This window comes from Streptomyces sp. NPDC059816 (assembly GCF_042732055.1).
Taxonomy (GTDB): domain Bacteria; phylum Actinomycetota; class Actinomycetes; order Streptomycetales; family Streptomycetaceae; genus Streptomyces.
On record NZ_JBHWIQ010000016.1, the window covers coordinates 19,668 to 42,162 of the forward strand.

The window sequence follows — 22,495 nt, forward strand, 5'->3', positions numbered from 1 at the left end:
CGCGGCCCCTCGTCCGGCGGTTCCCCCCGCATGACGACCGTCCACCGGCCCGCCCCCCGCACCGCCGCCGGCCGGGCCCGGGCCCACCCGCCCCATGCCCCGCTGCGCCCCGGGCCCCGGGCCGACACCTCCCGCCGCGCCCCCGGTCTCGTACTGCTCCTGCTGGTCCTGACGGTGACGGTGCTGGCGAGCCTGGCCCTCGGCGCCAATCCCCTCTCCGTGGAACAGGTGTGGCGGGGGCTTCGGCACCGCGACGGGTCGGAGGCATCGGTCGTCGTCTGGTCCCTCCGGGTCCCGCGCACGGTCGCCGGCATCGCGGCGGGCGCGGCGCTGGGAGTGGCGGGAGCGGCGATCCAGGCGCTGACCCGCAATCCGCTGGCCGACCCCGGCATCCTGGGCGTCAACGCGGGTGCGGGGTTCGCCGTCACCCTCGGGGTGGGACTCTTCGGGCTTTCCGGGATCACCGGGTACGTCTGGTTCGCGTTCCTGGGGGCGGCGGCCGGAACGGTCCTGGTGTACCTGATCGGCTCGGCCGGACGGGGCACCGCCTCGCCCGTGACCCTCGTGTTGGCGGGAGTCGCGCTGGGCGCGGTGCTGAACGGGTTCAGCACCTTCCTAACCCTGATCGACCCGGAGACCTTCCGTTCGATCCGCAACTGGGGGCTCGGCTCCCTCGCTCGCACCGGCCTGGACGACACGGCCGCGGTCGCCCCGTTCCTCGTCCTCGGCCTGCTGATCGCGGTGGTGGTCTCGGGTGCGCTGAACTCGATGGCCCTCGGCGACGACCTCGCGGTCTCGCTGGGGGCGAAGGTGCTGCGCACCCGGGTGCTGGGCGTCCTCGCGGTCACCCTGTTGGCCGGCGGCGCAACGGCGTTGACCGGGGGCATCGCCTTCGTGGGTCTGATGGTGCCGCACGTGGTGCGGTGGTTCGTCGGACCCGACCAGCGGTGGATCACCGTGTACTGCGCACTGGCCGGCCCGGCCCTGGTGCTCGCCGCGGACGTCCTCGGGCGGGTGATCGCCCGCCCCGGGGAGATCGAGGCCGGCATCCTCACCGCGGTGATCGGCGCGCCCGCGCTGATCGCCCTGGTACGGCGTCGGAAGGCGAGCGGGCTGTGAACAGGGACACCGTACGGGAACCCGCCGGAACGACCCGGGGGGCCGGCGTGCGCGGCCCGGGACGCGTGGACTTCGGGTACGCGAGCCGGAGCGTGCGGTGCCGGTGGTTCTCGGCGCGCCTGGGGGTGCGGCAGACCGCGGTGACCGCGACCCTGTTCCTCGTCGCGCTGGTGCTGGCCGTGGTGGCGCTGCGCTTCGGCGACTACGAGTTGACGATCGGCGAGGTCGTCGCCGCGCTCACCGGTTCCGGTGCGGAGTTCCCCCGGACCGTCGTGGTGCAGTGGCGGTTGCCGGTGGTCACCGCGGCCCTCGTGTTCGGTGCCCTGCTGGGCGTCGGCGGGGCGGTCTTCCAGTCGCTGACCCGCAACCCGCTGGGCTCCCCGGACGTCATCGGTTTCGACGCCGGCTCCTACACCGCCGTGCTCCTGTCCCTCCTGGTGTTCGGCGGCGGGGCCTACTGGTCCGTCGCCGGCGCTGCGGTGGCGGGCGGACTGGCCACCGCCTTCCTGGTGTACGTACTGGCCCACCGGCGCGGGGTGCAGGGCTTCCGACTGATCATCGTGGGCATCGGCGTGTCGGCGCTGCTCGGCTCGGTCAACGCCTATCTGATCTCCCGGGCCGACCTCACCGACGCCATGACCGTCGGGTTCTGGGGCGCCGGGTCCCTCACCCGCGTGACGTGGAACGGCATGGCCCTCTCGCTGGCCGTCACCGTACTGATCGTGCTGGCCGCGGCCCTCCTCGCCCCGTCGCTGCGCCACCTGGAGCTCGGCGACGACGCGGCCGTCACCCAGGGCATCCGGGTCGGAGCCGTCCGACCGGCCCTGCTGGTGGTCGGCGTCGCGACGACGGCACTGGTGACCGCCGCCGCCGGACCGATCGGCTTCGTCGCCCTGGTCGCCCCGCAGTTGGCCCGGCGGCTCACCCGCTCGCCCGGAGTGCGGCTGCTCCCGGCAGCCGCGATGGGGGCGGCCCTGTTGAGCGCGGCCCACGTCCTGGCGCTGCTCGTGGCCCGGTCCTACCGGCCCGTCCCGGTCGGTCTGATCACCGTGTGCCTGGGCGGGCTGTACCTGATCCGCCTCCTGGTCCACGAGTCCCGGCGTCAGTACGGCGCGCCCCGATGACCCCACCCCAAGAGAACGAGCACATGCCCCCCACACCCGACCGTGAACGCCCCGCCGGTCCCGCCGGCCCCGCCGGTACGGCCCTGACCCGGTCCAGGGTCCTCGTCGACGAGGCGACGATCGGCTACGACAAGGCGGTGGTCTCCGAGCGCCTCTCGGTGCGGATCCCGGACGGGTCGTTCACCGCGATCATCGGTCCGAACGGCTGCGGCAAGTCCACCCTGCTGCGCACCCTCGCCCGGGTGTTGACGCCCTCGACGGGGCGCGTGCTGCTGGACGGGAAGGCGATCAGCACCTACCGGTCCAAGGAGGTCGCCCGTCGGATGGGCCTGCTGCCGCAGACCTCCCTGGTGCCCGACGGAATCCGGGTCGCGGACCTCGTCGCCCGGGGCCGCGCACCCCACCAGGGCCTGGTGCAGCACTGGCGCCGGTCCGACGAGGAGGCCGTCGAAGCGGCACTGCGGGCGACCCGGCTGACCGAACTGTCGGGGCGGTTGGTCGACGAGTTGTCGGGCGGGCAGCGCCAGCGGGTGTGGGTGGCGATGCTCCTCGCCCAGCAGACGCCGATCGTGCTGCTGGACGAGCCGACCACGTTCCTGGACATCGCCCACCAGTACGAGCTGATGGAGCTGTTCCGCACCTTCCACGACGAGGGCAAGACGATCGTGGCGGTGCTGCACGACCTCAACCAGGCCGCCCGCTACGCCGACCACCTCGTCGTCCTGCGTGCCGGCGGCGTCGTCACCACCGGCACCCCGGACGAGGTCATCACCGAGGAGCTGGTCGAGCGGATCTTCGGACTGCGCTGCCTCGTCGTTCCCGACCCCGTCACCGGCACCCCGACGGTGGTGCCGCTCGACCCGCGCACGGCGCCCCTCCGCCCGACCGGACCCGCCGGACCCGCAGCAGTGGACGGACCGGGCCCGGTTCCGTCCCGCGGCACCACCGCCGCCGACACCCGTCCAGAGAAGTGAGAACCCGTGGCACAGAGCCTGAGGCAGCTAGAGGTCTTCCCCATCACCACCCGTACCCTGGACGTCCTGCGCGTGACGGACGTGACGCCCGGGATGCGCCGGGTCACCCTGGGCGGCCCCGAACTGGCCGCCCACACCGCGGCGAACGGCTACCCGGTGGCGGCGTTCCGCTCGGACGGGTTCGACGACGAGTTCAAGGTCCTGCTCCCCCACCCCGACGCCGAAACGGTCGTCGGACCGACCCAGGCCGACGGGCTGCTGCGCTGGCCCCGCGACGACGCCCACATGGTCTCCCGCACGTACACCGTGCGGCGCTGGGACCCCGTCGCCGGTGAACTGGACGTCGACTTCGTCAAACACGGCGTCGGACCGGCGTCGACCTGGGCGTCCCGGGTGCGGCCCGGTGAACGGGTGCAGATCGCCGGACCCAAGTCCTCCTCGCTGCACCCCGAGGGGGCCGACTGGACGTTGGTGGCCGGTGACGAGACCGCGCTGCCGGCGATCGGCCGGTGGCTGGAGCAGTGGCCGGCCGGCGCCCGCGGCCAGGTGTTCATCGAGATCGGCCACCCCGACCACCGGCAGGACCTCCCCCTCCCGGACGGGGTGACGGTGACCTGGCTCAGCCGCGACGGCGCCGAACCGGGCACGACCACCCTGCTGTTCGACGCCGTCCGCAAGGCCCCGTGGTGGGACGGGACGGTGTTCGCCTGGGTCGCCGGCGAATCGCGCACCCTCACCCCGATCAGACGGTGGCTGAGGAACGAGAAGGCACTGACCAAGGAGCAGGTCGACGTCACCGGGTACTGGCGCCGCCAACAGGTCACGGTCAACGACCCGGACTCCGCGCAGCCCGGCGGCTCACCGGTGGACGCCGAAGGGAGCGGGAGCGAGGCGCAGCGGCTCCACGAACTCACCGAGGTGCTCCCCGCGTTCGCCGCCCGGATCGCGGTGACCGTCAAACTGGCGACCGCGTTCGGCGAACGACCGTGCACCGTCGCCGAACTGGCCGCGGCCACCGGCACCGACCCGGTCGGACTCGGCAAACTGGTGCGCTTCCTGGCCGCCGTCGACCTGACCGAACGGCTCGACGACGGCCGCTACCGGCTCACCGACCTGGGGCGCGCACTGGAGGACGAACACGTCATCGACACCCTGCACCTCGACGGACTGCCCGCCCGGCGCGAACTCGGCGGCGCCCTGTCGCTGCTGTCCGCGGTGCGCACCGGTCGCGGCGACCACGCCCGCTGGTTCGGCGCCGACTACGCCCGGCACGTCCAGGACGATCCCGCGCTGCTCGCCGCCCGCACCGCACACGAGGCGCGGGAAGCCGTGTACGTCGCGGGCGCCCTCGCCGCCGCCTCCGCGTTCGTCGGGCTGTCCACGGTGACGGTCTCGGGTCCGGCCCCCGGCAGCTTCGCCGCCGCCCTGGTCAGGGTCCACCCCGCGCTGCGGGCCACGGTGGTCGCCGCCCCCTCGGAGATCGATGCCTTCCGTCGGGCCCACCCGGCGCACGAGCGCATCGCCTACGAGGCGGGCAGCCTGTTCGGCCCCCGCCCGGTGCCCACCGACGCGGTGCTGCTGGCCGATGCGCTGCGCTCCCTCACCGACGTCGACGCGGTCCACGTACTGCGTCAGGCGTCGGCCGGGCTGCACCCCGGCGGCCGGGTCCTGGTCTTCGGTGACGTGCTCGACCCGGAGGTGGCGGACGAGCACGACTACGAGGACGACCTGATCGACTTCGCCCTGCACGGCGGCGGTGCACGGGACCGCGAGGGGCACCGTGCCCTGTTCGACGCCGCGGGCCTGTGCCTGGTGGAGCGCACCACGATCGGTTGGGGCTACACCCTCCACGCCCTCGGGCCGCGGGACTGATCCGGCGGTCCGGCGGTCCGGCGGTCCGCCCGGACGGTCGCTCACACGGCCGGACGGGTGGCCGGGTGGCGCGGACCGTGCCGGTTCAGTAGGCGACGCTGATGCGGGCCCTGGGGTGCTCGGCCTTCTCGATCTCGTCGACGAAGGCGGCGGCGAAGTCCTCCGCGCTGATGTGACTGTTGCCCTCGGCGTCCGTGAGGAGGCTGTCGCCGCCGATGCGGAAGTCACCCGTGCGCTCGCCGGGGGCGATGAGCGCGGCGGGCGACACGGAGGTCCACTCCAGGTCCTCGACCGTGCGCAGGCCGTCCAGCAGAGCACTGTGGGCCCCGGCCTCGGGCCGGTACGCGACGGGGAAGCCGGGGGTGTCCTTCAGCGCGGTGTCCTCGGCCACCCGGAGCGATCCGGCCCCGCCGACGATCACCACCCGGGTGACGCCACCGGAGCGCACCCCGTCGAGGAAGGCCTCGTACAGCGCGGTGAACGGCGCGAGCGGATCGGAGCCGTCGCGGAGCGGGACCAGCGCGGAGGCCACCGCGTCGGCTCCCCTGACCAGGCCGGCGACCGTCCCGGCCGAGCCGGCGTCCGCAGCGACGGCGGTCAGGTGCGGGGCGTCGAGCGGGGCCCGCCCGGAACGGGACACGGCGACGACCCGGTGTCCGCGGCGGACGGCCTCGGTGGCTATGCGGCTTCCGATCATGCCGGTGGCACCGAACAGAACGATCTTCATGACGAGCTCCTCCAGATTCCGGTCCTCGACCGCCCTGGCCCGAGGGGAACCCGGGCGGCGTTGAGGTTCGGCCCGCTGTTTTCCGTCATCGCGGTCGGACGGATCGGGCCGATGCCTCCACGCTAGGCCCACCAGCTGGGACCTTCTGGGTACGCTGGGGACTCATGATGGCCAAAAACCGACAGGCCGGTACAGCCGGCATTGCGGAGGTGTCCTTCGCCGCACCGGCCGGGACTCCCCCCGGCATCGAGGTCCTGTCCCTGGCCGAGCTGCGCGCCCGCGCCGGTCCGGACCGTCTCACGGCGCCGCAACGCGTCGGCTTCCACCACCTGCTCACCGTCGCCTCGGGCACCCTGCGGCACACCGTGGACTTCACCGCGCACACCCTGCGACGCGGGTCCTGGCTGTGGGTGCGCCCGGGTCAGGTCCAGCAGTGGGGTGACCTCACCGGGGCGGACGGCGCCCTCGTCCTCTTCCAGCAGGACTTCCTGGACGGGGCCACCGCGGTCGGTGCCCGGCTGGACGACGTCCACGGCCCCGCCGTCCGCACCCCCGCCACCGCGGACGTACCGGCCCTGGACCTGGCCGTGGCCCACCTCGACCAGGAGTTCCGCTCCTTCGGGCACCTGCCGCTGGCGGTGCACACGGCGACGCTGCGCCATCTCCTGGCCGTCCTCGTGCTGCGGCTGTCCCACCTCGACGGAGCCGACGACGCCCCCTCCCCCGGACCCGACGAGACCCATCTGCGGTTCCGCAACGCGGTCGAGGAGCACTTCGCGCGCACCCGGCGGGTGGCGGACTACGCGGGCCTGCTCGGCTACTCGCCCCGCACCCTGTCCCGGGCCGCCCTGGCCGCCACCGGAACCGGCGCCAAGGAGTTCATCGACCGTCGGGTCGTCCTGGAGGCCAAGCGCCTCCTCGCCCACAGCGACGAACCCGCGTCCCGCATCGCCGACCGGTTGGGCTTCCCCAGCCCCACGCACTTCAGCAAGTTCTTCCACCACCGCACCGGGCAGACCCCGAGCGACTTCCGGGTCGCCGTCCGCAGCGGTGCGACCCGGGGACCGGGGTCTCACCGGTAGTAGACGGCGGTCCGCTTCCCGTCGACCTCGTGGACCTGCACGGGAGTGTCGAACACCTCGGTGAGCACCTCGGCCCGCATCATCGCGTCCACGGTGTCGGAGGCCGCGATCCGGCCGTCGCGCAGGGCGATGATCCGGTCGGAGTAGGTGGCGGCGAAGTTGATGTCGTGCACGATCAGGACCACGGTCTTGCCGAGTTCGTCCGCCGCGCGCCGCAACTGGCTCATCATCCGCACGGAGTGCTTCATGTCGAGGTTGTTGAGCGGCTCGTCGAGCAGCACGTACCGGGTGTCCTGGGCCAACACCATCGCCACGTAGGCACGCTGGCGCTGGCCGCCGGAGAGCTGGTCGAGGTAGCGGTGCTGGAGGTCGCCGAGGTGCAGGAAGTCCAACGCGTCGTCCACCTGGGCGACGCACTCGGGGGTCAGCCGTCCGCGGCTGTGCGGGAAGCGTCCGAAGGAGACCAGTTCCCGCACCGTCACCCGGGCGGTGAAGTGGTTCTCCTGGCGCAGGATGGACAGGGTCCGGGCCACGTCCTGCGACTTGGCGCGGTGCACGTCGAGGCCGTCGACGGTCACCGTGCCCGAGGTCGGCTCGGCGAGCCGACCGATGATGGTCAGCAGGGTGGACTTGCCGGCCCCGTTGGGGCCGACCAGCGAGGTGATGCCGCCCGCCGGGATCTGCCCGGACACCGGACCGAGCACGGTGTCGTCGCCGTACGTCTTGCGGATGTCGGTGAACTCGATCACAGGGTGCCCTTCCTGAGCAGGTGGACGAGGAAGATCGCCCCGCCGAGGAACTCGATGACGACGGTGAGCATGCCGGAGGCGTAGAAGACGTGTTCCATGACGAACTGCCCGCCCGCCAGGGTGATCAGCCCGATCAGGAACGCCATCGGCAGCACGATGACGTGCCGGTGGGTGCCCGACATCTGGTAGGCGAGCATCGCCGTGACGAAGCCGAAGAAGGTCATGGGCCCCGCGAGCGCGGTCGACATCGCGACCAGCAGGGAGATCAGCAGCAGCAGCAACGAAAGCTCGCGCTTGTGCGCGATGCCCAGGTTCGTGGCGGCGTCCCGACCGAGCAGCAGGGTGTCGAGCCGGTAGCGGCGCTGCCAGACGATGGCGCCGACGATCAGGCACACGCCGCCCGCCAGGGGCAGGTACTCCGCCTCGGCGCTGCTGAGCCGGCCGAACAACCGCGCCGACAGCACGTCGTACTCGGCGGGTGACAGCAGCCGTTGGAGGAAGTCCGACAGGCTCCGGAAGGCGAGCCCCAGCACCACGCCGACCAGCAGCAGGACGTGGATGCTGCCCTTGCGCCCGTTGAAGAGCCAGCCGAACAGCAGCATCGTGAAGCCGACCATCAACAGGGTCTGGGTGATCAGCTTCGGCATGCCGTCCGTCGCGGCGAGCACGCTTCCCCCGAAGACCGACACCAGCAGGGTCTGCATCAGGATGTAGACGGAGTCGAACCCCATGATCGAGGGGGTCAGGATGCGGTTGTGGGTGATGGTCTGGAACACCACCGTGCCCACCGCCTGCGCGAACGCGACCACCGTCATCGTGCCCAGCATGGTCAGACGCCGCTCGAAGGCGAAGTCGAAGGACCCCTTGATGAAGAGGAAGAGGAAGCAGAACACCGCAATGGCGGCGAGCACGCCCGCGATGGCCAGCCGGGCGGCGGCGGGCAGCTTCGGCCGGGCGGGTGGGGCGGCCTTCGCCGGGCGACGGTCGCCGGCGGCGGCGCCCACCGGGGGCGCGGTCTGTGGGGGACTCTCAGACATGGACCTTCCCTCGCTGACGCAGGATCATCGCGACGAAGACGACCGCACCGACGGCCCCGAGCACCACCGTCGCCGGGATCTCCAGGGGGAAGACGACGACCCGCCCGACGAGATCGCAGGCGATCATCAGGGCGACGCTGCTGAGCACCACCCACGGCAGGTTGCTGCGGACGTCGTCGCCGCGTGCCATCGAGACCAGGTTCGGCACGATCAGCCCCAGGAAGGGGATGAACCCGACGACGACCGTGGTCACGCCGGTGGCGAGGGCGACCATGACGAGCCCGATGAACATGATGCGCCGGTAGGGCAGGCCCAGGCTGGTGGCGGTGTCCCGGCCGAGTCCGGCGATGGTGAAGCGGTCGGCCGCCAGGTACAGGCCGATGACGATGGCGCCGACCACCCACAACGGCTCGTAGGTGCCGCGCACCACCGAGCTGAATCCGCCCGAGCGCCAGGTGGCGAGCATCTGGAGCAGATTGGTGGACGAGGCGATGTACAGCGTCACCGCGCTCACCAGGGCGCCCAGCATGATGCCGACGATCGGCACGATGACCTGCGATTTGAGCGCGATCCGGCCGAGGACGAACAGGAAGACGACCGCACCGACGAAGGCGAACGCACTGGCGGCGCCCATCTTCACCATCGGCGACGCGGCCGGCACGGTGATCGTGAGCAGGAGGACGCCCAGGGCCGCCCATTCGCTGGTGCCCGTGGTCGTGGGCTCGACGAAACGATTCTGCACAAGCATCTGCATGATCACGCCGGAGACCGCCATCGCGGCGGCGGCGAGTACCAGGGCGAGCGTGCGCGGGACCCGGGAGATCAGGAACATCCGCCGGGCTTCGGGGTCGGTGAACAGGGCGCGCAGATCGATGTCGTACCCACCGATGAACAGCGAGGCCGTGATCAGGGCGAGCACGCAGAGCGTGGCCAGGAGCAGGGGAAGTCGGCGCATGGGGCTTCCGGGATGAATGGGCCGGGGGAAGGGGACGACGCGGCCCCGGGGGAAGGCCGGGGCCGCGTCGCGGTGGAGTGTCAGCCGGCCGCGTTGAACGCGGTCGCCACCATGTCGAACGCCTCGGTGTACGCCTGGGCGCCCTCGGTCACGTAGAAGTCGCTCGCCAGGTAGACGACCTGGTCCTGCTTGCGGAAGGTGGTCTTGTCCCACGCCTCCATGCCGTCCACGACCTTCTTCGCGGCAACGGCCTCGGAGCCGTCCTCGGTGCCCACGGCCGCGTCCCGGTCCAGCATGATGACCCAGTCGGGGTTGAGCTTGGCGACCGTCTCGGGGGCGAGCCCGGAGTCGTTGTGCACGGAGGTGCTGTCCTCGCCCTCGGCGCTGATCACGTTCTTCAGGTTCAGCGGCTCGGCGAGGCGGCCGATGCGGCTGGCACCGTTGTCGATCTTGCCGGCGCTGGCGACCGCGAGGAACACGGTCTCGCCCTTGGTGGCGTCGGCAGCCGACTTCTCGGCCTTGTTCAGGGCCGCGACGATCTCCTTGGCCTTGGCCTCCTGGCCGAAGATCTTGCCGAGGGTCTCGGTCTGGGTCTTCAGCGAGGCGACGTAGCCGCCCTTCGCCTCGTCGGACGGGGCGACGTCCACCGTCTTGGCGATCTTGGACAGCTTGTCGTGGTGGTCGGTGAACCGGTAGCCGCCGATGATCAGGTTCGGCTCGGCGGCGTTCAGCTCTTCGAACTTGGGCTCGCGGTGGGTGCCCACGTCCTTGATAGAAGAATCGTTTTTCCAGTCCTCGAAGCCCTCGTTCGGCAGCAGCGCCTTCGGCACCGCGACGGGCTTCACGCCGAACGCCTTGAGCGTCGCGAACGAGGTGTTGTCGAGCGCGGCGACCTTGGCGGGCTTCAGGGGAACCTTCAGCTCGCCCTTCGCGGTCGTGACGGTGACGTCACCCTCGCTCTTGCCCGAGTCGGAGCCCCCGCCGGACTCTCCACAGGCACTCAGCACCACACCTGCACACAGGACCGCGCTGGTCACCACGATGGACTGGCGGAAACGCATGGAACGCACGACGAACGACTCCCAGGACCACATAGGCAGCCGCATCGCCCGGCGATGCGGCTGCGAAGATTCAAAACTTCACTTAGCCTAACCTAACCTCATCCCACTTCTCCCCCACCTCCCCCCTAAGGGGCGCCACGACCAGCTACGTCCCCATAAAGAGCTGGAAATCGGGCGAAGGGCGACCCGACTTCGGCGTGGTGGCGCCGTCGACTCAGACGGGTTCCGGCAGCGGACCCAGGTGCCTGCCGACGCGCTCGCGCAGCAGGAGGTAGTCGTCCCAGCGGCGGGGCAGCGGGCCCGGCGGGCGGACGATGACGCGGGGGACGGTGACGGTCTGACCGTTGCGGAACTGCTCACGCGTCAGGTCGAGTTCCACCCCGCTGGGCAGCCGGTTCCACCAGTGGTAACCGCGCGGGGTCCCGTCTTCGAGGGCGACCTCGCCGCAGAGGAGGTCACCGCCGAAGACGTCGTTGACGATCAGGGACGTGATGTCACAGTGCCCGCAGGCCGGGTTCTGCGGCTGCCAGTCCGCCAGGTCGTCGGGCGAACAGGTGTCGGCGGCCCAGCTGTCGCGCAGGGCCCGGTCGAGGTCGAGCAGGGTCAACGGGTGCATGGCGCCAGCGTCGCAGCCGCCACTGACACCGGCACGGGCGTCGACCGCCGCGCCGGGACGCCGACTTCGGGTCAGGCTCCGGTGCTCGGGTGCTCCGGCGTCCAGGTGTCCCCGTTCGCGCCCTCAGTCGGTCGGGGAGGCCAGTCGGTCGAGACGGGTGCGGTGGGCCGGGGACAGCACCAGCCGTTCCGCGGCGAGGTTCTCCTCCAGGTGGGCGATCTTGGAGGTGCCCGGGATCGGGAGGACGACCGGGGAGCGGCCGAGCAGCCAGGCCAGGGCCACCTGGGTGGGCGTGGCGTCGAGCTCGGCCGCCACCGCGGCGACCTCGGCGTGCTTCCCGGAGTCGCCCCAGGCGACCGTGCGCCAGGGCAGGAACGCGATGCCCGCCGCCTCGCAGGCGGTGAGCACGGGCTCGTGCTCGCGGTCGAGCAGGTTGTAGCGGTTCTGCACGCTCGCGATGTCGACGACCTGCCGCGCCCGGTCGAGCTCGGCGACCGTCACCTCGGACAGCCCGATGCGGCCGATCTTGCCCTCGGTCCGTAGCTCGCGCAGGGTGCCGAGTTGCTCGGCGAGCGGTGTCTTTGGGTCGATGCGGTGCAGTTGCAGCAGTTCGATCCGTTCGACGCGCAGTCGGCGCAGCGCCTGCTCCACCTGCTCACGCAGGACGGTCGGGCGTCCGTCGTACTTCCAGTCCCCTCCGGGCCCGGTCCGGGCGACGCCGATCTTGGTGGTGAGGAGCAGTCCGTCCGGGTACGGGTGCAGGGCCTCGGCCAACAGTTCCTCGTTGGCCCCTTCGCCGTACAGGTGCGCGGTGTCGATCAGGGTGACGCCGAGTTCGACGGCCCTGCGGGCGACGGCGAGCGAGGCGTCCCGGTCCGGGCCCGGCTCCGTCGACAGGTGCATGGCCCCGAAGCCGAGGCGTCGTACTTCCAGGTCCCCGCCGATGCGATACGTGGTGGATGTCATGTGCCGCGTTGGTCCTCTCGGTCAAGAGCCCACGCTATCAACGGAGTTGATGGAGAAGGGGGATTCAGGCGGGTGCGGATCGGGTCCCGTGGACCCCGGCGCCGGTCGCGGACACGACCTGTCCGCAACTGCTTCTAGCGTGGGCGGCACGACCTAAGGAGATCCCTCATGACCATCGTTGTCTCCGGCGCCACCGGCAAGGTGGGCCGCCCCCTGGTGGAACAACTGCTCACCGCCGGCCACCGGGTCCGCGCCCTGACCCGTGACCCCCGGCGGGCGAACCTTCCGGACGGTGCGGAGGTGGTGGCCGGGAACCTGTCCGTCACGGCCGGCCTGCCCGGGGTCTTCACCGGGATGACGGCGGCCCACCTGATCAGCTTCGGCGACGACTACGCCCCGTTGGGCAACGGGGCGGAGATCGTGGGCGCCGCGGTGCGGGCCGGCGTGCGCCGGGTGACCGTCCTCAAGGGCGGCACGGAGAAGACGGAGTTGGACGCGGCCGTCGAAGCGAGCGGCATGGAGTACACGTACCTCGCGCCGGTGGAGTTCATGTCGAACGCCCTGGAGTGGGGCGAGTCGGTGCGGACGGAGGGCGTCGTCCGCGAGGGGTTCCCGGACATCGAGAGTGCGATGGTGCACGAGGCGGACATCGCTTCGGTGGCGGCCACGGCCCTGACCACCCAGGGACACGCCGGGAAGGAGTACTGGCTGACCGGCCCCGAGGCGTTGACGGCACCGGAGAAGGTGCGGGTGATCTCCGAGGTGCTGGGACGTGACGTCCGGTACGTCGAGTTGAGCAGGGACGAGATCGTCACCGGCTGGCGCGAACAGGGTTTCTCCGAGGAGGACATCGCGTTCTTCGTGATGATGCGGACCCGGCCGCCGGCGGCCGGTCGCACCGCGCTGCCCACCGTGGAAGAGGTCACCGGCAGGCCGGCCCGCACCTTCGCCCGGTGGGTCCGGGAGAACCGGGCCGCCTTCGGCGGCTGACGACCAGACCCCGCACTCCCGGGGCGCCCCGCGGCGCCGCTTCGGGGCCCACAGCCGGGTGCGCCGGGGCGGCGCACCCGCTCAGGGGTGGATCTGAAGCAACTTGCGCAGGAGGAAGGAGAGTTGCTCGCGCTCTTCGGGATCGAGCGCTTGGAAGGTGCCGTCCAGGAATCCGGGGAGGGCGCCTTCGGCGCGGGCCAGCACCTCGCGCCCCGGGTCGGTGAGGGTGACGGCGTAGGCGCGACGGTCCTCGGCGTCCCGCTCGCGCCGTACGTGGCCGGCCTGCTCCAGGGTGTCGCAGAGGCCGACCATGACGCTGCGGTCGATGCGCAGTTCGTCGCTGAGGACGCGCTGCGAACAGGGGCCGACCTCCGCGAGCATCTTGAGCACCAGGTGGTGCCCGACTCCGAGGCCGAGTTCGTTCGCCCGGGCGTCGGCGGCCCGGGCCACCGCCGCGGAGGCCCGGCACAGCGCGATGTCCAACCGCTGGGCGGCGAGCCTCGGGAAGTAGGCGACCTGCGCGCGGTCCGCGGTCCTGGGCACCATGCGGTCTCTCCTCCTGTGCTCCCCGTTCGCGGCGACCCTACCAGGAACCGTCTGTCCACAGATCGTTTGCGCGCCACGCGTCATCTTCGTATGATCGCCAATCATCTTCCCGCAGATGATTGGCGCTCAGATGGAGGTCGACCATGAACGGACCCGGCGGCAACGAGCGGGCGGTCCTGACCCTGCTGTGTACCGCGGTGTTCCTGGACGCGATGGACCTGTCGCTGATGGGGGTGGCCCTGCCCGCCGTGGGACGGGACCTGTCCCTGTCCGAGGGGACGCTGCAATGGCTCGTGTCCGGGTACGCGGTCACCTACGGCGGTTTCCTGCTGCTGGGCGGCCGGGTGGCGGACCTCCTGGGCCGTCGCCGGGTGTTCCTGCTGTCCCTGGCGGTCTTCGCGGGCGCGAGCCTGGCCGGGGGACTCCTCTCCGAGGGGTGGTCACTGGTCGTCACACGGGTGGTCAAGGGGCTGGCCGCCGCGCTGACCGCCCCCGCCGCCCTGTCCCTGATCACCACCACGTTCACCGAGGGCGCCGGGCGCAACCGCGCGCTGGGCGCCTACGCGTTGGCCGGCGCCACCGGGTACAGCGGCGGGCTCGTCGCCTCCGGGCTGCTGACCGAGGTCAGTTGGCGGCTGGTGTTCTTCGTCCCGGTGCCGATCGCCCTGCTGGTCCTGCTCCTCGCACCGAGGGTGCTGCCGAAGGACGGACCGATCCCCGCCGAGGCCCGGCGCTTCGACGTGGCGGGGGCGGCCACCGTCACCGCGGGAGTGCTGCTCCTGGTGTACGCGCTGACCGAGACCAGTGGCGGGGCGGGTGTGCTCGCCGCCCTGTTCCTGGTCGCCTTCGTGGCGGTCGAGCACCGGCAGCGACTCCCTCTGGTCCCGCTGCGGGTGTTCCGGTCGCGCACCCTGGCCACCGCCAACCTGGCCGCAGCGGCCTGGGCCTGCGCGACGATCGGCTGGCAGTTCGCCGCCGTCCTGCACCTTCAACAAGTGCAGGGTTACGGGGCCCTGTCGACCGGCCTGGGCATCGTCCCGATGGGGCTGGCCATCGTGGTGACCGCCCGCTTCGCCGGACGACTGATCGACCGCTGGGGACTCGGACGGACGGCGGCGGTGGGGATGCTGGTCCAGGCCGCCGGCATCCTGCTCTTCCTCCGGGCCGACGCCGAGGCCGACTACGCCTCCGTGCTCCTACCGGCGCTCCTGGTGCACGGGGTGGGCAACGGGCTCTCCTTCCCCAGCCTCAACATCGCGGCCGTCGGCGCCCTGCCCGACGAACAACAGGGCCTGGCGTCCGGGTTGATCACCTCGTCCGTGCAGATCGGCGCCGGCATCGGGGTGGCCGTGCTGGCCTCGCTGCTCGCCACGGGCGGTCCGGGCCCCGACGGCTACCGGCTCGCCTTCCTCGCGGCCGGCGGCTTCTCCCTGCTCGGAGCGGCACTGGCGCACTTCGGCCTGCGGGTCCGCACCACTCCCACCGGGGCCCGGGCCGCCGGCTGACCGGCCGCCACCACCCGCGCCGGCACCGACCGGCGCATCACCGAGGAGACGACCATGACCCTGGAACTCACCCCCGACGAGCTGCTGTCGACCACCCGCGCCGTGCGCAAGCGGCTCGACCTGGACCGCCCGGTCCCGCGCACCCTGATCGAGGAGTGCGTGGACCTGGCGACGCAGGCACCGACCGGCCGCAACCGACAGCGCTGGCACTTCGTCGTCGTCACCGATCCGCAGCGGCGTCGCGCGGTCGGGGACATCTTCCGCCGGGCACTGACCACCGCGAGCGGGCAACCGCTGACCGAACGGGACGTGCAACGCATGTACGCCCACCCCGACTCCATGGAACGGATCTCGGAAGGCCTGCGGCACCTCTACGAGAACGTCCACCGCGTACCCGCGTTCGTCATCCCGGCGATCGAGGGACGCACCGACCACGCCTCCGTCCTCGACCAGTCCGGCACCTGGGGGTCGATCCTGCCGGCGGTGTGGAGCTTCATGCTCGCCGCACGGGCGCGCGGGCTGGGCACCGTCTGGACGACGGCGCAGGGGCCGTTGGAGGAGGAACTCGCCGACGCCCTCGGGGTGCCGTACGAGGAGGTGATGCTGGCCGCGTTCATTCCGCTGGCCTTCACCCTGGGAACCGACTTCAAGCCGGCCCGTCGGGTCCCCCGCGACCAGGTCCTGCACTGGGACCGGTGGTGACCGCGCCCGGCACGGTGGGGCGTGCAGCGCGGCGGTAGCCTCGGCAGGGGGCCGCGGGGGCCGTCCCGGAACACGAGGAGCCGCTCGGATGACCGAACCGCGCACCGTCGACTTCTGGTTCGACCCGGTCTGTCCCTACACGTGGATCACCTCGCGTTGGTTGGTGGAGGTGGGCCGGGTGCGCCCGGTGACCGTCCGCTGGCGGGTGATGAGCCTGTCGGTGCTCAACGAACACCGGGACGACGACCCGGAGGGCGACTGGGGGGACTACCTGTGGGCGTCCGTACGGGTGTGCGCCGCGGCCGAGCAGCAGTACGGGCCGCAGGCGCTCGGCGCGTTGTTCACCGCGATGGGTGACCGGTTCCATCTGCACGGGGACTGGGGGAACCTCGCGGGCGCCCTCACCGACGCCGGCCTGCCCCCGGAGCTCGCCGACGCGGCCTGGTCCACCGCGTACGACGGGGCCGTCCGCTCCTCGCACGCCGAGGCCATGGCGCTGGTCGGTCCCGACGTGGGCACCCCCGTGCTGGCGGTCACCGGGGCGGACGGTCGACGCACCGGGTTCTTCGGCCCGGTCGTCTCACCGGCCCCCACCGGAGAGGCCGCGGGACGCCTGTGGGATGGCTACCTGCTGTTGGCGGGGGTTCCCGGGTTCCACGAGTTGAAGCGCGCGTACCCCGACGGGCCCCGGTTCGACTGAGCGGGCGCGGTCCCGCTCAGAGGGACGGCCGGGTGGCCGTCGTCAGCAGCGGGAGGTTCCTCTTCAACGACTCCTCCCAGTATCCGTCGTTTACCATCTCCTTCAACGCGGCCTGAACCCTCGGCTTGTGGGGGCTGTCCTTCGGGAGGCCGACGCCGTAACGCTCCTCGGTCAGCCGGAAGCCGCCGAGCCGGAAGGCGTCCGGTGTCTCGGCAGCGTATCCGGCGAGGAGCACGTCGTCGGAGGTGACCGCGTCCACGATCCCCTGTGCCAGGTCCGTGAGGCAGTCGTCGTGGTCCGGGCGGGTCACGACCTGCGCCCCGGGGGCGATCTGCGTCTCCATGTTCCGCGCGGAGGTGGAGCCGGTCACCGAGCAGATCTTCTTGCCGTTGAGGGCCGATGCCGAGCTGATGGAGGGGTCGTCGGCGCGGGTCAGCACGTCCTGGTGGGCGATCAGGTACGGCCCCGCGAAGTCGACGACCTCCTCCCGCTTCTCGCTGATGGTGATTGCGGCGACGACCAGGTCGACCGAGCGGTCCTGGAGCGACTCTTCACGCTCGGCGCCGGACAGGCTCACCCACGTGATCTCGTCCGGCGCGTAGCCCAGTTCCTCGGCGATGTACTTGGCCGTGTCCACGTCGAAGCCGGTGGGGTCTGCGTCCGGCTCACGGAATCCGATGCCGGGCTGGTCCGTCTTGATGCCGATGTTGATCTGCCGGTGGCTGGACTCGGGTGGCTTCTCGCCCTCCGTCCCGCCCCCGCCCAGGGGTAACTGCGCCCACAGCAGGGCGCCGGCCAGTGCGGTGGCGCCGAGCGCCGAGGCGTAGAGCAGCGCCGGCCTGCGCCGGACCGCGGACGGCGGCCCCTGCTCCGCGGCCTGCGCCGAAGGGCGTGCGGTCGACCGGGGCGGGATCAACTGGTAGGTCGCGCGATCCTCTGCGGGGGCCACCGTAGGAGCGTGCTGTGCCGTGGCCAACATCCGGTCCAGCGCTGCCGCGTCGGGTCGCTGCGACGGGTCCCGCACGAGTACGGAGGTCAGGGCCTCGGTCAGCGCTCCGGCGGCGCGCGGCGGCGGTACGTCCTCGCTGAGCACCGCCGCGAGGGTGGCCAGGGTGCTGCCGCGCCGCAGCGGATGGTGCCCCTCGACGGCGACGTACAGCGTCATGGCGAGCGACCAGAGGTCGGCGGCGGGGCCGCCGTCCTCGCCCGCGACCCGTTCGGGCGCCATGTAGTCGGGGGTGCCGATGAAGGAGTCGGCGGCGGTGAGCACGGTGGCGCCGGTGACGGCCGCGATGCCGAAGTCGGTGAGGACCGGGCTCCCGTCGGGCCGCAGCAGGATGTTGGGCGGCTTGATGTCCCGGTGCTGGATGTCCGCCGCGTGCGCCGCCCGCAGTCCCGCCAGGACACCGCGGCCGATGCCGGCCGCCTCGGCGGGGGCGAGGGGGCCGCGGTCGAAGCGGTCCTGGAGCGAGCCGCCGGTGACGAGTTCCATCACGAGCCACGGATACGTGTCCTCGCCGCCGTCCACGATGTGGTGGATGGTGACCACGTGCGGGTGCACGATGCGGGCGAGCGCCCGGGCCTCGCGGAGCACCCGGGCGCGCCGGACGCGGGCGATGCCCGGGTCATGGGCGGCGAGCGCGGGGTCGGGCGGACGCACCTCCTTGAGCGCCACCTCACGGTGGAGGGCCAGGTCACGCGCCCGCCACACCAAGCCCATGCCTCCACCACCGAGCCGGTCCAGCAGTTCGAAGCGGTCGTCGATCACCCGCGCCACATGGCCCCCTCATCGCCCCCGCGGAACGCCTCCGGACCGGGTCGGCGCCGTGCCGGGCGGGCCCGGTCGGCGCCGCGCTCGACTCTGCCACACGGGTGGGGTGCGCACACCCGGTTCTCCCGCGCTCTGTGTACACGTCGCCGCCACTCGCGTACGCTCCCTCACCTGTGGTGTTCGCCCGGGCACGTGGCCCGGTCTTCTGTGGGGGTGACGGCATGGTTGCCGGTAATGTGGTGCGTTTCGACGGTTTGCGCGGGTACGGGTTCATCGCGCCCGACAACGGCGGCGAGGACGTTTTCGTACACGTCAATGACCTACTGATCCCGGAGCAGCAGATGCGCCCGGGGCTCACGGTCGAGTTCGTGATCGAGGAGGGGGAGCGCGGTCCGAAGGCCTCGGACGTGCGGCTCGCCGAGGGAGCGGTCGTCCCGGCCCCTCTGCGCAGCGCAGGGTCGTCCGGTTCGGGTGTCACCCGCCAGGTCCAGGTGGACGACGACACGCTGTGCGACGTGCTCACGGCTGAGGAGTTCGTCCATGACGTCACCGAGGTGCTGCTGTCCTCGGCGCCCTCGTTGACCGGGGACCAGATCCTCCAGATCCGGCGCGGCCTGCTCCAGTTCGGCAAGAACCACGGCTGGACCGAGGGCTGATCGATCGCGGTGCCGTCGGGCCGGGTGCGGTTCTCCGCACCCGGCCCGACGTGCGTCGTACCGCCGGCCGGGCACCGTCAGGTCGTGAGGTGCCAGGTCTCCACCCGCTTGTCGTACCCGCCGGTCGCGATCCGGGGGACGCCGTCGACCTCGATCTGGCACAGCGTGCGGACCCAGCCGCAGCCGAACGGTCCGAAGAGGTGGGCGGCCCCGCCGACGGTGCCGAGGTGTTCCCCGGTGTCCGGGTCCCAGAGCTTCACCCCGGGGCCGTCGCCGCCGGAGGCGAGGAGGGGACGGCCGTCGACGGTGACCTCGCACAGCGCGTGCAGCCAGCCGAAGTCGTCCCGCATCGAGCGCACTTGTTCGCCGGTGGCGGGGTTCCAGAGTCGTACCGTCTGGTCGGCGCCGGCCGAGGCGAGCAGAACGCCGTCGGCGGTCCGGATCGGGCACAGGGCGTTGGGCCAGCCCTGGTGTCCGGTGAGGACCCGGACCTGCCGGCCCGCGTCCGGGTCCCACAGGCGTACCGTGCCGTCCGCATGGGCGGAGGCGAAGAGTTCCCGCCCCTCGGACTCCACCGCGCAGACGCTCAGGATCTCGCCGGCCCCGGACGGCAGGGAGTGGACGATCTCACCCGTGTCCGGTCGCCACACATGGAGGGTGCCGTCCTGGGCGCCGCCCACCACCAGGGACCGGCCGCCGGACCGGGCGCGGCACACGCCGACCACCGCGGCTCGGGCGCCCTGGAGGACGGCGACCTGTTCCCCGGTGTCCGGGTCCCACAGGCGTACCGTGCGGTCGTTCCCGCCGGAGGCCAGCAGGGTCCGGTCGTCGATCTCGACCGCGCACAGGGCGTTCACCCATCCCCGGTGGCCCCAGAGCATCCGGTGGACGTTCCCGGTGGCCGGGTCGCCGACCCGGATCACCCGCTGTGCGCCGGCGTAGGCGAGGAGCGTCCGGCCGGGCGCCGGGACCCGGCACACGGCACTGAAGTTCGGCGCCAAGGCCTTTCGGATGCGCCACCGGACGACCATCAGCGCGACCGCGACGCCCAGTGCGCCGAGCACGGCCTGGGTCACGGTGAGCACGCGGAACAGGGCCAGCGCCAGGATCAGGGCCCAGAGCAGGCGTACCCGGAAGATCCGGAAGGCCAGTACGTGCGCCCCTTGCAGCAAATTCGGGTTGGCCACTACGGTCGCTACTCCCTCAGCAGGTCTGACGTGACGTCATGTGTAGTGCCCCTGGAGGGATTTGGGCAACCCGCCGACTCGCAGTGGATGCGAAGGCGGGCGGCCCGGCGCTTCCCGTACGGACTTCGTCGGCCGTGCGGGAAGGCGCCGGGCGTCGGGTTCAGCCCTGGTTGCCGCTCGCAGAGGAGTGGCTGGCCATCACCGCGCCGTAGAACGGCATGGCCAGGTTGCTGAAGATGTCGGCGGTGCCGGGGCCGCCGGGGTTCTTCCAGTCGCGCAGCAGCTCGGAGATGACCCCGACCGTGCTGTTGAGGGTCGCGCCCGCGTTCTGGAGGCGGAGCAGCGAGGTCTCACGGGCCAGCTTGTTCGTGGTGCCGGAGGCGTCCGTCACCGAGTGGACCTGGTAGCCGCGACCGAGGGCGGACAGCGAGGCGAACATCAAGCAGACGTCCGTGATCACACCGGCGATGACGAGGTTGGGCCGGTTCATGGCCCGAACGGCCTCGTCGAACCTCGGGTCGTCGAAGGCGTCGACCTCGCCGCTGCGGTGGATGATCGGGGCGCCCTCGGGCAGCTCGGCGACCAGTTCGGGCAGGAGGGGGCCGTTGGGTCCCTGCGGGGCGGAGGTGGTGGCGACGACGGGGAGGCCGAAGACCTTGGCCGTGCGGGCGAGGGCCTGGGCGTTGCGGCGGACCTCGTTCTGGTCGTGGTCCTGCACGCCGAGGATCAGGCCCGCCTGGTGGTCGACCAGCAGGATCCCGGTGTTCTCGGGGGTCAGGCGGTGGGTGAGGTAGCTGTTGCTGCTCATGGTGTCCCGTTCCTTGGGTGGGGCCGCCGATGCGGTCCCGGCTTGGCGCTTTTTGTTGCTTGCGCAAGCACCATAACCCTGAAGGGTGGGCAGTCATTCCCGCGGTCGATCGACATCGCTGGGTGATCTGGGTCACACACGGCGCGTCACGCGGTGGACCTGCCGAGCGTCGGACGTGCCAGAGGTCGGGGGGCAGGCGTCGGGGGCGTCAGGCGTCGGGGGCGTCCGTCCCCTTCAGCCGGGTCACGATGCCGTGCAGCGCGCGCAGCTCCTCGGTGGACAGCTTGCCGGCGAAGGTCCGCTCCACCACCTCGGTGTTGGTGCGGACGGCGGCGCGCAGCACCTTGCGCCCCTCCTCCGTCAGCTTGACCACCGCCCCGCGCTGGTCCTCGGCCAGCGGGCTGCGGAACACCAGGCCCCGTTCGGCGAGGCGGTCGAAGAGACGGCTGATCGCGCTCTGGGTGAGGACGACCCGCTGCTTGAGGTCCTTGAGCCGGGTCCCGTCCAGCGGGATGTTCACCAGGACGTCGAACTCGCTGACGGACAGCCGGTGCCGCTGCGCCAACTCCCGTTCGATGGCGGACAGCACCTCGTTGTGGACCTCCATGTAGGCCCGCCACACCCCGACCTTGAACCCCCGGGACACCACCGGCTCCGCACCCGACACTGCTGCCTCCTCCTTGCTTGCGTACGCATCATCCTCGCAGACGGGAGGCCGGGGGGCGCCTGAGTGTCCGGGGGGCCGCTCGGTCAGGAGGCGAGGACCGCGGCGCCGTAGCTCCCGCTGTACGGGCCCTGGACCCGGACCTCCCGCACCGGCAGCCGGGCCGACCACTGCCGGTACACCCAGCGGGCCAGCTCCTCGGGGCCCGCCCGGTGGCACAGCTCGACGGCGACGGCATTGAGATGGGTGCCGTCCAGACATCGCTGGGCCCATGCGGCGAACTCGGCGCACCCGGCCCGGTCCCGGTCGGTCAGGTCCTCGGCGGAACCGTTCGGGGACACGGCCTCCAGGGTGACGGTCCACAGGTGACTGTGCGCCACGCCTGCGCAGGGATGGCCGGGCGGGAGATCACGCTCCGTGTGCGTCGCGCTGAAGTACGCCGTCTCGGTACCTGCCGCCATCGGGCGCTCCATCCCTTCCGTAACCGGCCGCGGCCGGGGACGTCCCGCCGTCCTCGGCGAGTTGACCCGACCACGCTGCCACGACCGACCCGTGCAGGACCAGTGGCACGACGTCGGCCGGGTGATCAGGCGACTGGCCGCCGCCCGTCCGGACCAGTCCCGGCCCGGGCCCGTCGCCGGGGAGGAGTCCGGGTGGGCCATCGGGACGGAGCTGTCGTGGACG

At 71.9% G+C, this 22,495-nt stretch carries 23 protein-coding genes; 10 read left to right on the forward strand and 13 right to left on the reverse strand.

What is annotated here, in order from left to right; translation table 11 throughout:
• Nucleotides 1-30 precede the first annotated feature (30 nt).
• Genes ACFV88_RS21335 through ACFV88_RS21350 form a run of 4 tightly spaced genes read left to right on the forward strand, consistent with a single transcriptional unit; the run spans nucleotide 31 to nucleotide 5,089 of the window.
• Complete coding sequence (locus ACFV88_RS21335) at nucleotides 31-1,119, forward strand: FecCD family ABC transporter permease (protein WP_385493266.1); 1,089 nt, start codon at nucleotides 31-33, stop codon at nucleotides 1,117-1,119.
• Nucleotides 1,116-2,243 (forward strand): FecCD family ABC transporter permease, encoded by a 1,128-nt coding sequence (locus ACFV88_RS21340; RefSeq protein WP_385493267.1) that lies wholly within the window; start codon nucleotides 1,116-1,118, stop codon nucleotides 2,241-2,243. The genes ACFV88_RS21335 and ACFV88_RS21340 overlap by 4 nt, the downstream gene beginning before the upstream one ends.
• A 23-nt stretch (nucleotides 2,244-2,266) precedes the next feature.
• Nucleotides 2,267-3,217, forward strand: a complete 951-nt coding sequence (locus ACFV88_RS21345; RefSeq protein ID WP_385493268.1) for an ABC transporter ATP-binding protein — start codon at nucleotides 2,267-2,269, stop codon at nucleotides 3,215-3,217.
• A gap of 6 nt (nucleotides 3,218-3,223) precedes the next feature.
• A complete protein-coding gene (locus tag ACFV88_RS21350) occupies nucleotides 3,224-5,089 on the forward strand; it encodes an SIP domain-containing protein (protein WP_385493269.1) in 1,866 nt (621 codons plus the stop codon).
• A gap of 85 nt (nucleotides 5,090-5,174) precedes the next feature.
• On the opposite strand, the gene ACFV88_RS21355 is transcribed toward ACFV88_RS21350, so the two are convergent.
• On the reverse strand, nucleotides 5,175-5,816 hold the full coding sequence (locus tag ACFV88_RS21355; protein WP_385493271.1) for an NAD(P)-dependent oxidoreductase: 642 nt from the start codon (nucleotides 5,814-5,816) through the stop codon (nucleotides 5,175-5,177).
• A 164-nt stretch (nucleotides 5,817-5,980) separates the two neighbouring features.
• Here ACFV88_RS21355 and ACFV88_RS21360 point away from each other — a divergent pair, with 164 nt between their 5' ends.
• Nucleotides 5,981-6,898, forward strand: a complete 918-nt coding sequence (locus tag ACFV88_RS21360; RefSeq protein ID WP_385493272.1) for a helix-turn-helix domain-containing protein — start codon at nucleotides 5,981-5,983, stop codon at nucleotides 6,896-6,898.
• Here ACFV88_RS21360 and ACFV88_RS21365 read toward each other — a convergent pair.
• The 6 genes from ACFV88_RS21365 to ACFV88_RS21390 form a co-directional block, all read right to left on the reverse strand.
• Entirely contained in the window at nucleotides 6,889-7,647 is a 759-nt protein-coding gene (locus ACFV88_RS21365) for an ABC transporter ATP-binding protein (protein ID WP_385493273.1), read from the reverse strand. The two genes, ACFV88_RS21360 and ACFV88_RS21365, sit on opposite strands and share 10 nt — an antisense overlap.
• Nucleotides 7,644-8,684: an iron chelate uptake ABC transporter family permease subunit gene (locus ACFV88_RS21370; protein ID WP_385493274.1), complete on the reverse strand. Its 1,041-nt coding sequence runs from the start codon at nucleotides 8,682-8,684 to the stop codon at nucleotides 7,644-7,646. The genes ACFV88_RS21365 and ACFV88_RS21370 overlap by 4 nt, the downstream gene beginning before the upstream one ends.
• A complete protein-coding gene (locus ACFV88_RS21375; protein WP_385493275.1) occupies nucleotides 8,677-9,639 on the reverse strand; it encodes an ABC transporter permease in 963 nt (320 codons plus the stop codon). The genes ACFV88_RS21370 and ACFV88_RS21375 overlap by 8 nt, the downstream gene beginning before the upstream one ends.
• Before the next feature lie 80 nt (nucleotides 9,640-9,719).
• Entirely contained in the window at nucleotides 9,720-10,700 is a 981-nt protein-coding gene (locus ACFV88_RS21380; RefSeq protein WP_385493440.1) for an ABC transporter substrate-binding protein, read from the reverse strand.
• Between the two features lie 214 nt (nucleotides 10,701-10,914).
• Complete coding sequence (locus ACFV88_RS21385) at nucleotides 10,915-11,316, reverse strand: hypothetical protein (RefSeq protein WP_385493276.1); 402 nt, start codon at nucleotides 11,314-11,316, stop codon at nucleotides 10,915-10,917.
• A 123-nt stretch (nucleotides 11,317-11,439) separates the two neighbouring features.
• Nucleotides 11,440-12,282, reverse strand: coding sequence for an aldo/keto reductase (locus ACFV88_RS21390; RefSeq protein WP_385493277.1), 843 nt, complete (start codon nucleotides 12,280-12,282; stop codon nucleotides 11,440-11,442).
• Between the two features lie 168 nt (nucleotides 12,283-12,450).
• On the opposite strand from ACFV88_RS21390, the gene ACFV88_RS21395 reads away from it, so the two are divergent.
• The gene (locus ACFV88_RS21395; protein WP_385493279.1) at nucleotides 12,451-13,272 is read left to right on the forward strand and encodes an NmrA family NAD(P)-binding protein; all 822 of its coding nucleotides are present in this window, start codon (nucleotides 12,451-12,453) and stop codon (nucleotides 13,270-13,272) included.
• Between the two features lie 81 nt (nucleotides 13,273-13,353).
• Here ACFV88_RS21395 and ACFV88_RS21400 read toward each other — a convergent pair whose 3' ends face one another.
• On the reverse strand, nucleotides 13,354-13,818 hold the full coding sequence (locus ACFV88_RS21400) for a MarR family winged helix-turn-helix transcriptional regulator (RefSeq protein ID WP_385493280.1): 465 nt from the start codon (nucleotides 13,816-13,818) through the stop codon (nucleotides 13,354-13,356).
• Between the two features lie 143 nt (nucleotides 13,819-13,961).
• Here ACFV88_RS21400 and ACFV88_RS21405 point away from each other — a divergent pair, with 143 nt between their 5' ends.
• The 3 genes from ACFV88_RS21405 to ACFV88_RS21415 all read left to right on the forward strand — a co-directional run bounded on the left by ACFV88_RS21405 (nucleotide 13,962) and on the right by ACFV88_RS21415 (nucleotide 16,725).
• On the forward strand, nucleotides 13,962-15,323 hold the full coding sequence (locus tag ACFV88_RS21405) for an MFS transporter (RefSeq protein WP_385493281.1): 1,362 nt from the start codon (nucleotides 13,962-13,964) through the stop codon (nucleotides 15,321-15,323).
• A 54-nt stretch (nucleotides 15,324-15,377) separates the two neighbouring features.
• Nucleotides 15,378-16,025, forward strand: coding sequence for a nitroreductase family protein (locus ACFV88_RS21410; protein WP_385493282.1), 648 nt, complete (start codon nucleotides 15,378-15,380; stop codon nucleotides 16,023-16,025).
• 88 nt (nucleotides 16,026-16,113) lie between these two features.
• Entirely contained in the window at nucleotides 16,114-16,725 is a 612-nt protein-coding gene (locus ACFV88_RS21415; RefSeq protein WP_385493283.1) for a disulfide bond formation protein DsbA, read from the forward strand.
• 16 nt (nucleotides 16,726-16,741) lie between these two features.
• Here ACFV88_RS21415 and ACFV88_RS21420 read toward each other — a convergent pair whose 3' ends face one another.
• Nucleotides 16,742-18,445, reverse strand: a complete 1,704-nt coding sequence (locus ACFV88_RS21420) for a bifunctional serine/threonine-protein kinase/glutamate ABC transporter substrate-binding protein (protein WP_385493441.1) — start codon at nucleotides 18,443-18,445, stop codon at nucleotides 16,742-16,744.
• Nucleotides 18,446-18,717: 272 nt separating this feature from the next.
• Between ACFV88_RS21420 and ACFV88_RS21425 the strand changes: the two genes are divergently transcribed.
• Nucleotides 18,718-19,152: a cold-shock protein gene (locus ACFV88_RS21425; RefSeq protein ID WP_385493284.1), complete on the forward strand. Its 435-nt coding sequence runs from the start codon at nucleotides 18,718-18,720 to the stop codon at nucleotides 19,150-19,152.
• A gap of 77 nt (nucleotides 19,153-19,229) precedes the next feature.
• Here ACFV88_RS21425 and ACFV88_RS21430 read toward each other — a convergent pair whose 3' ends face one another.
• The 4 genes from ACFV88_RS21430 to ACFV88_RS21445 form a co-directional block, all read right to left on the reverse strand.
• The gene (locus ACFV88_RS21430) at nucleotides 19,230-20,339 is read right to left on the reverse strand and encodes a WD40 repeat domain-containing protein (protein ID WP_385493285.1); all 1,110 of its coding nucleotides are present in this window, start codon (nucleotides 20,337-20,339) and stop codon (nucleotides 19,230-19,232) included.
• 160 nt (nucleotides 20,340-20,499) lie between these two features.
• Nucleotides 20,500-21,147 (reverse strand): isochorismatase family protein, encoded by a 648-nt coding sequence (locus ACFV88_RS21435; protein WP_385493286.1) that lies wholly within the window; start codon nucleotides 21,145-21,147, stop codon nucleotides 20,500-20,502.
• 208 nt (nucleotides 21,148-21,355) lie between these two features.
• A complete protein-coding gene (locus tag ACFV88_RS21440; protein WP_385493287.1) occupies nucleotides 21,356-21,814 on the reverse strand; it encodes a MarR family winged helix-turn-helix transcriptional regulator in 459 nt (152 codons plus the stop codon).
• 83 nt (nucleotides 21,815-21,897) lie between these two features.
• Nucleotides 21,898-22,272, reverse strand: coding sequence for a 6-carboxytetrahydropterin synthase (locus ACFV88_RS21445; protein ID WP_385493288.1), 375 nt, complete (start codon nucleotides 22,270-22,272; stop codon nucleotides 21,898-21,900).
• Nucleotides 22,273-22,495: the final 223 nt, after the last annotated feature.

What these genes read in the sequence shown, in the direction of transcription:
- ACFV88_RS21355 (WP_385493271.1), bottom strand. Translation starts at nt 5,816, where the DNA reads ATGAAGATCGTTCTGTTCGGTGCCACCGGCATGATCGGAAGCCGCATA.
- ACFV88_RS21360 (WP_385493272.1), top strand. Translation starts at nt 5,981, where the DNA reads ATGATGGCCAAAAACCGACAGGCCGGTACAGCCGGCATTGCGGAGGTG.
- ACFV88_RS21425 (WP_385493284.1), top strand. Translation starts at nt 18,718, where the DNA reads ATGGTTGCCGGTAATGTGGTGCGTTTCGACGGTTTGCGCGGGTACGGG.
- ACFV88_RS21415 (WP_385493283.1), top strand. Translation starts at nt 16,114, where the DNA reads ATGACCGAACCGCGCACCGTCGACTTCTGGTTCGACCCGGTCTGTCCC.
- ACFV88_RS21345 (WP_385493268.1), top strand. Translation starts at nt 2,267, where the DNA reads ATGCCCCCCACACCCGACCGTGAACGCCCCGCCGGTCCCGCCGGCCCC.
- ACFV88_RS21410 (WP_385493282.1), top strand. Translation starts at nt 15,378, where the DNA reads ATGACCCTGGAACTCACCCCCGACGAGCTGCTGTCGACCACCCGCGCC.
- ACFV88_RS21380 (WP_385493440.1), bottom strand. Translation starts at nt 10,700, where the DNA reads ATGCGTTTCCGCCAGTCCATCGTGGTGACCAGCGCGGTCCTGTGTGCA.
- ACFV88_RS21400 (WP_385493280.1), bottom strand. Translation starts at nt 13,818, where the DNA reads ATGGTGCCCAGGACCGCGGACCGCGCGCAGGTCGCCTACTTCCCGAGG.
- ACFV88_RS21375 (WP_385493275.1), bottom strand. Translation starts at nt 9,639, where the DNA reads ATGCGCCGACTTCCCCTGCTCCTGGCCACGCTCTGCGTGCTCGCCCTG.
- ACFV88_RS21405 (WP_385493281.1), top strand. Translation starts at nt 13,962, where the DNA reads ATGAACGGACCCGGCGGCAACGAGCGGGCGGTCCTGACCCTGCTGTGT.
- ACFV88_RS21395 (WP_385493279.1), top strand. Translation starts at nt 12,451, where the DNA reads ATGACCATCGTTGTCTCCGGCGCCACCGGCAAGGTGGGCCGCCCCCTG.
- ACFV88_RS21420 (WP_385493441.1), bottom strand. Translation starts at nt 18,445, where the DNA reads ATGGGCTTGGTGTGGCGGGCGCGTGACCTGGCCCTCCACCGTGAGGTG.
- ACFV88_RS21370 (WP_385493274.1), bottom strand. Translation starts at nt 8,684, where the DNA reads ATGTCTGAGAGTCCCCCACAGACCGCGCCCCCGGTGGGCGCCGCCGCC.
- ACFV88_RS21390 (WP_385493277.1), bottom strand. Translation starts at nt 12,282, where the DNA reads ATGACATCCACCACGTATCGCATCGGCGGGGACCTGGAAGTACGACGC.
- ACFV88_RS21385 (WP_385493276.1), bottom strand. Translation starts at nt 11,316, where the DNA reads ATGCACCCGTTGACCCTGCTCGACCTCGACCGGGCCCTGCGCGACAGC.
- ACFV88_RS21435 (WP_385493286.1), bottom strand. Translation starts at nt 21,147, where the DNA reads ATGAGCAGCAACAGCTACCTCACCCACCGCCTGACCCCCGAGAACACC.
- ACFV88_RS21445 (WP_385493288.1), bottom strand. Translation starts at nt 22,272, where the DNA reads ATGGCGGCAGGTACCGAGACGGCGTACTTCAGCGCGACGCACACGGAG.
- ACFV88_RS21335 (WP_385493266.1), top strand. Translation starts at nt 31, where the DNA reads ATGACGACCGTCCACCGGCCCGCCCCCCGCACCGCCGCCGGCCGGGCC.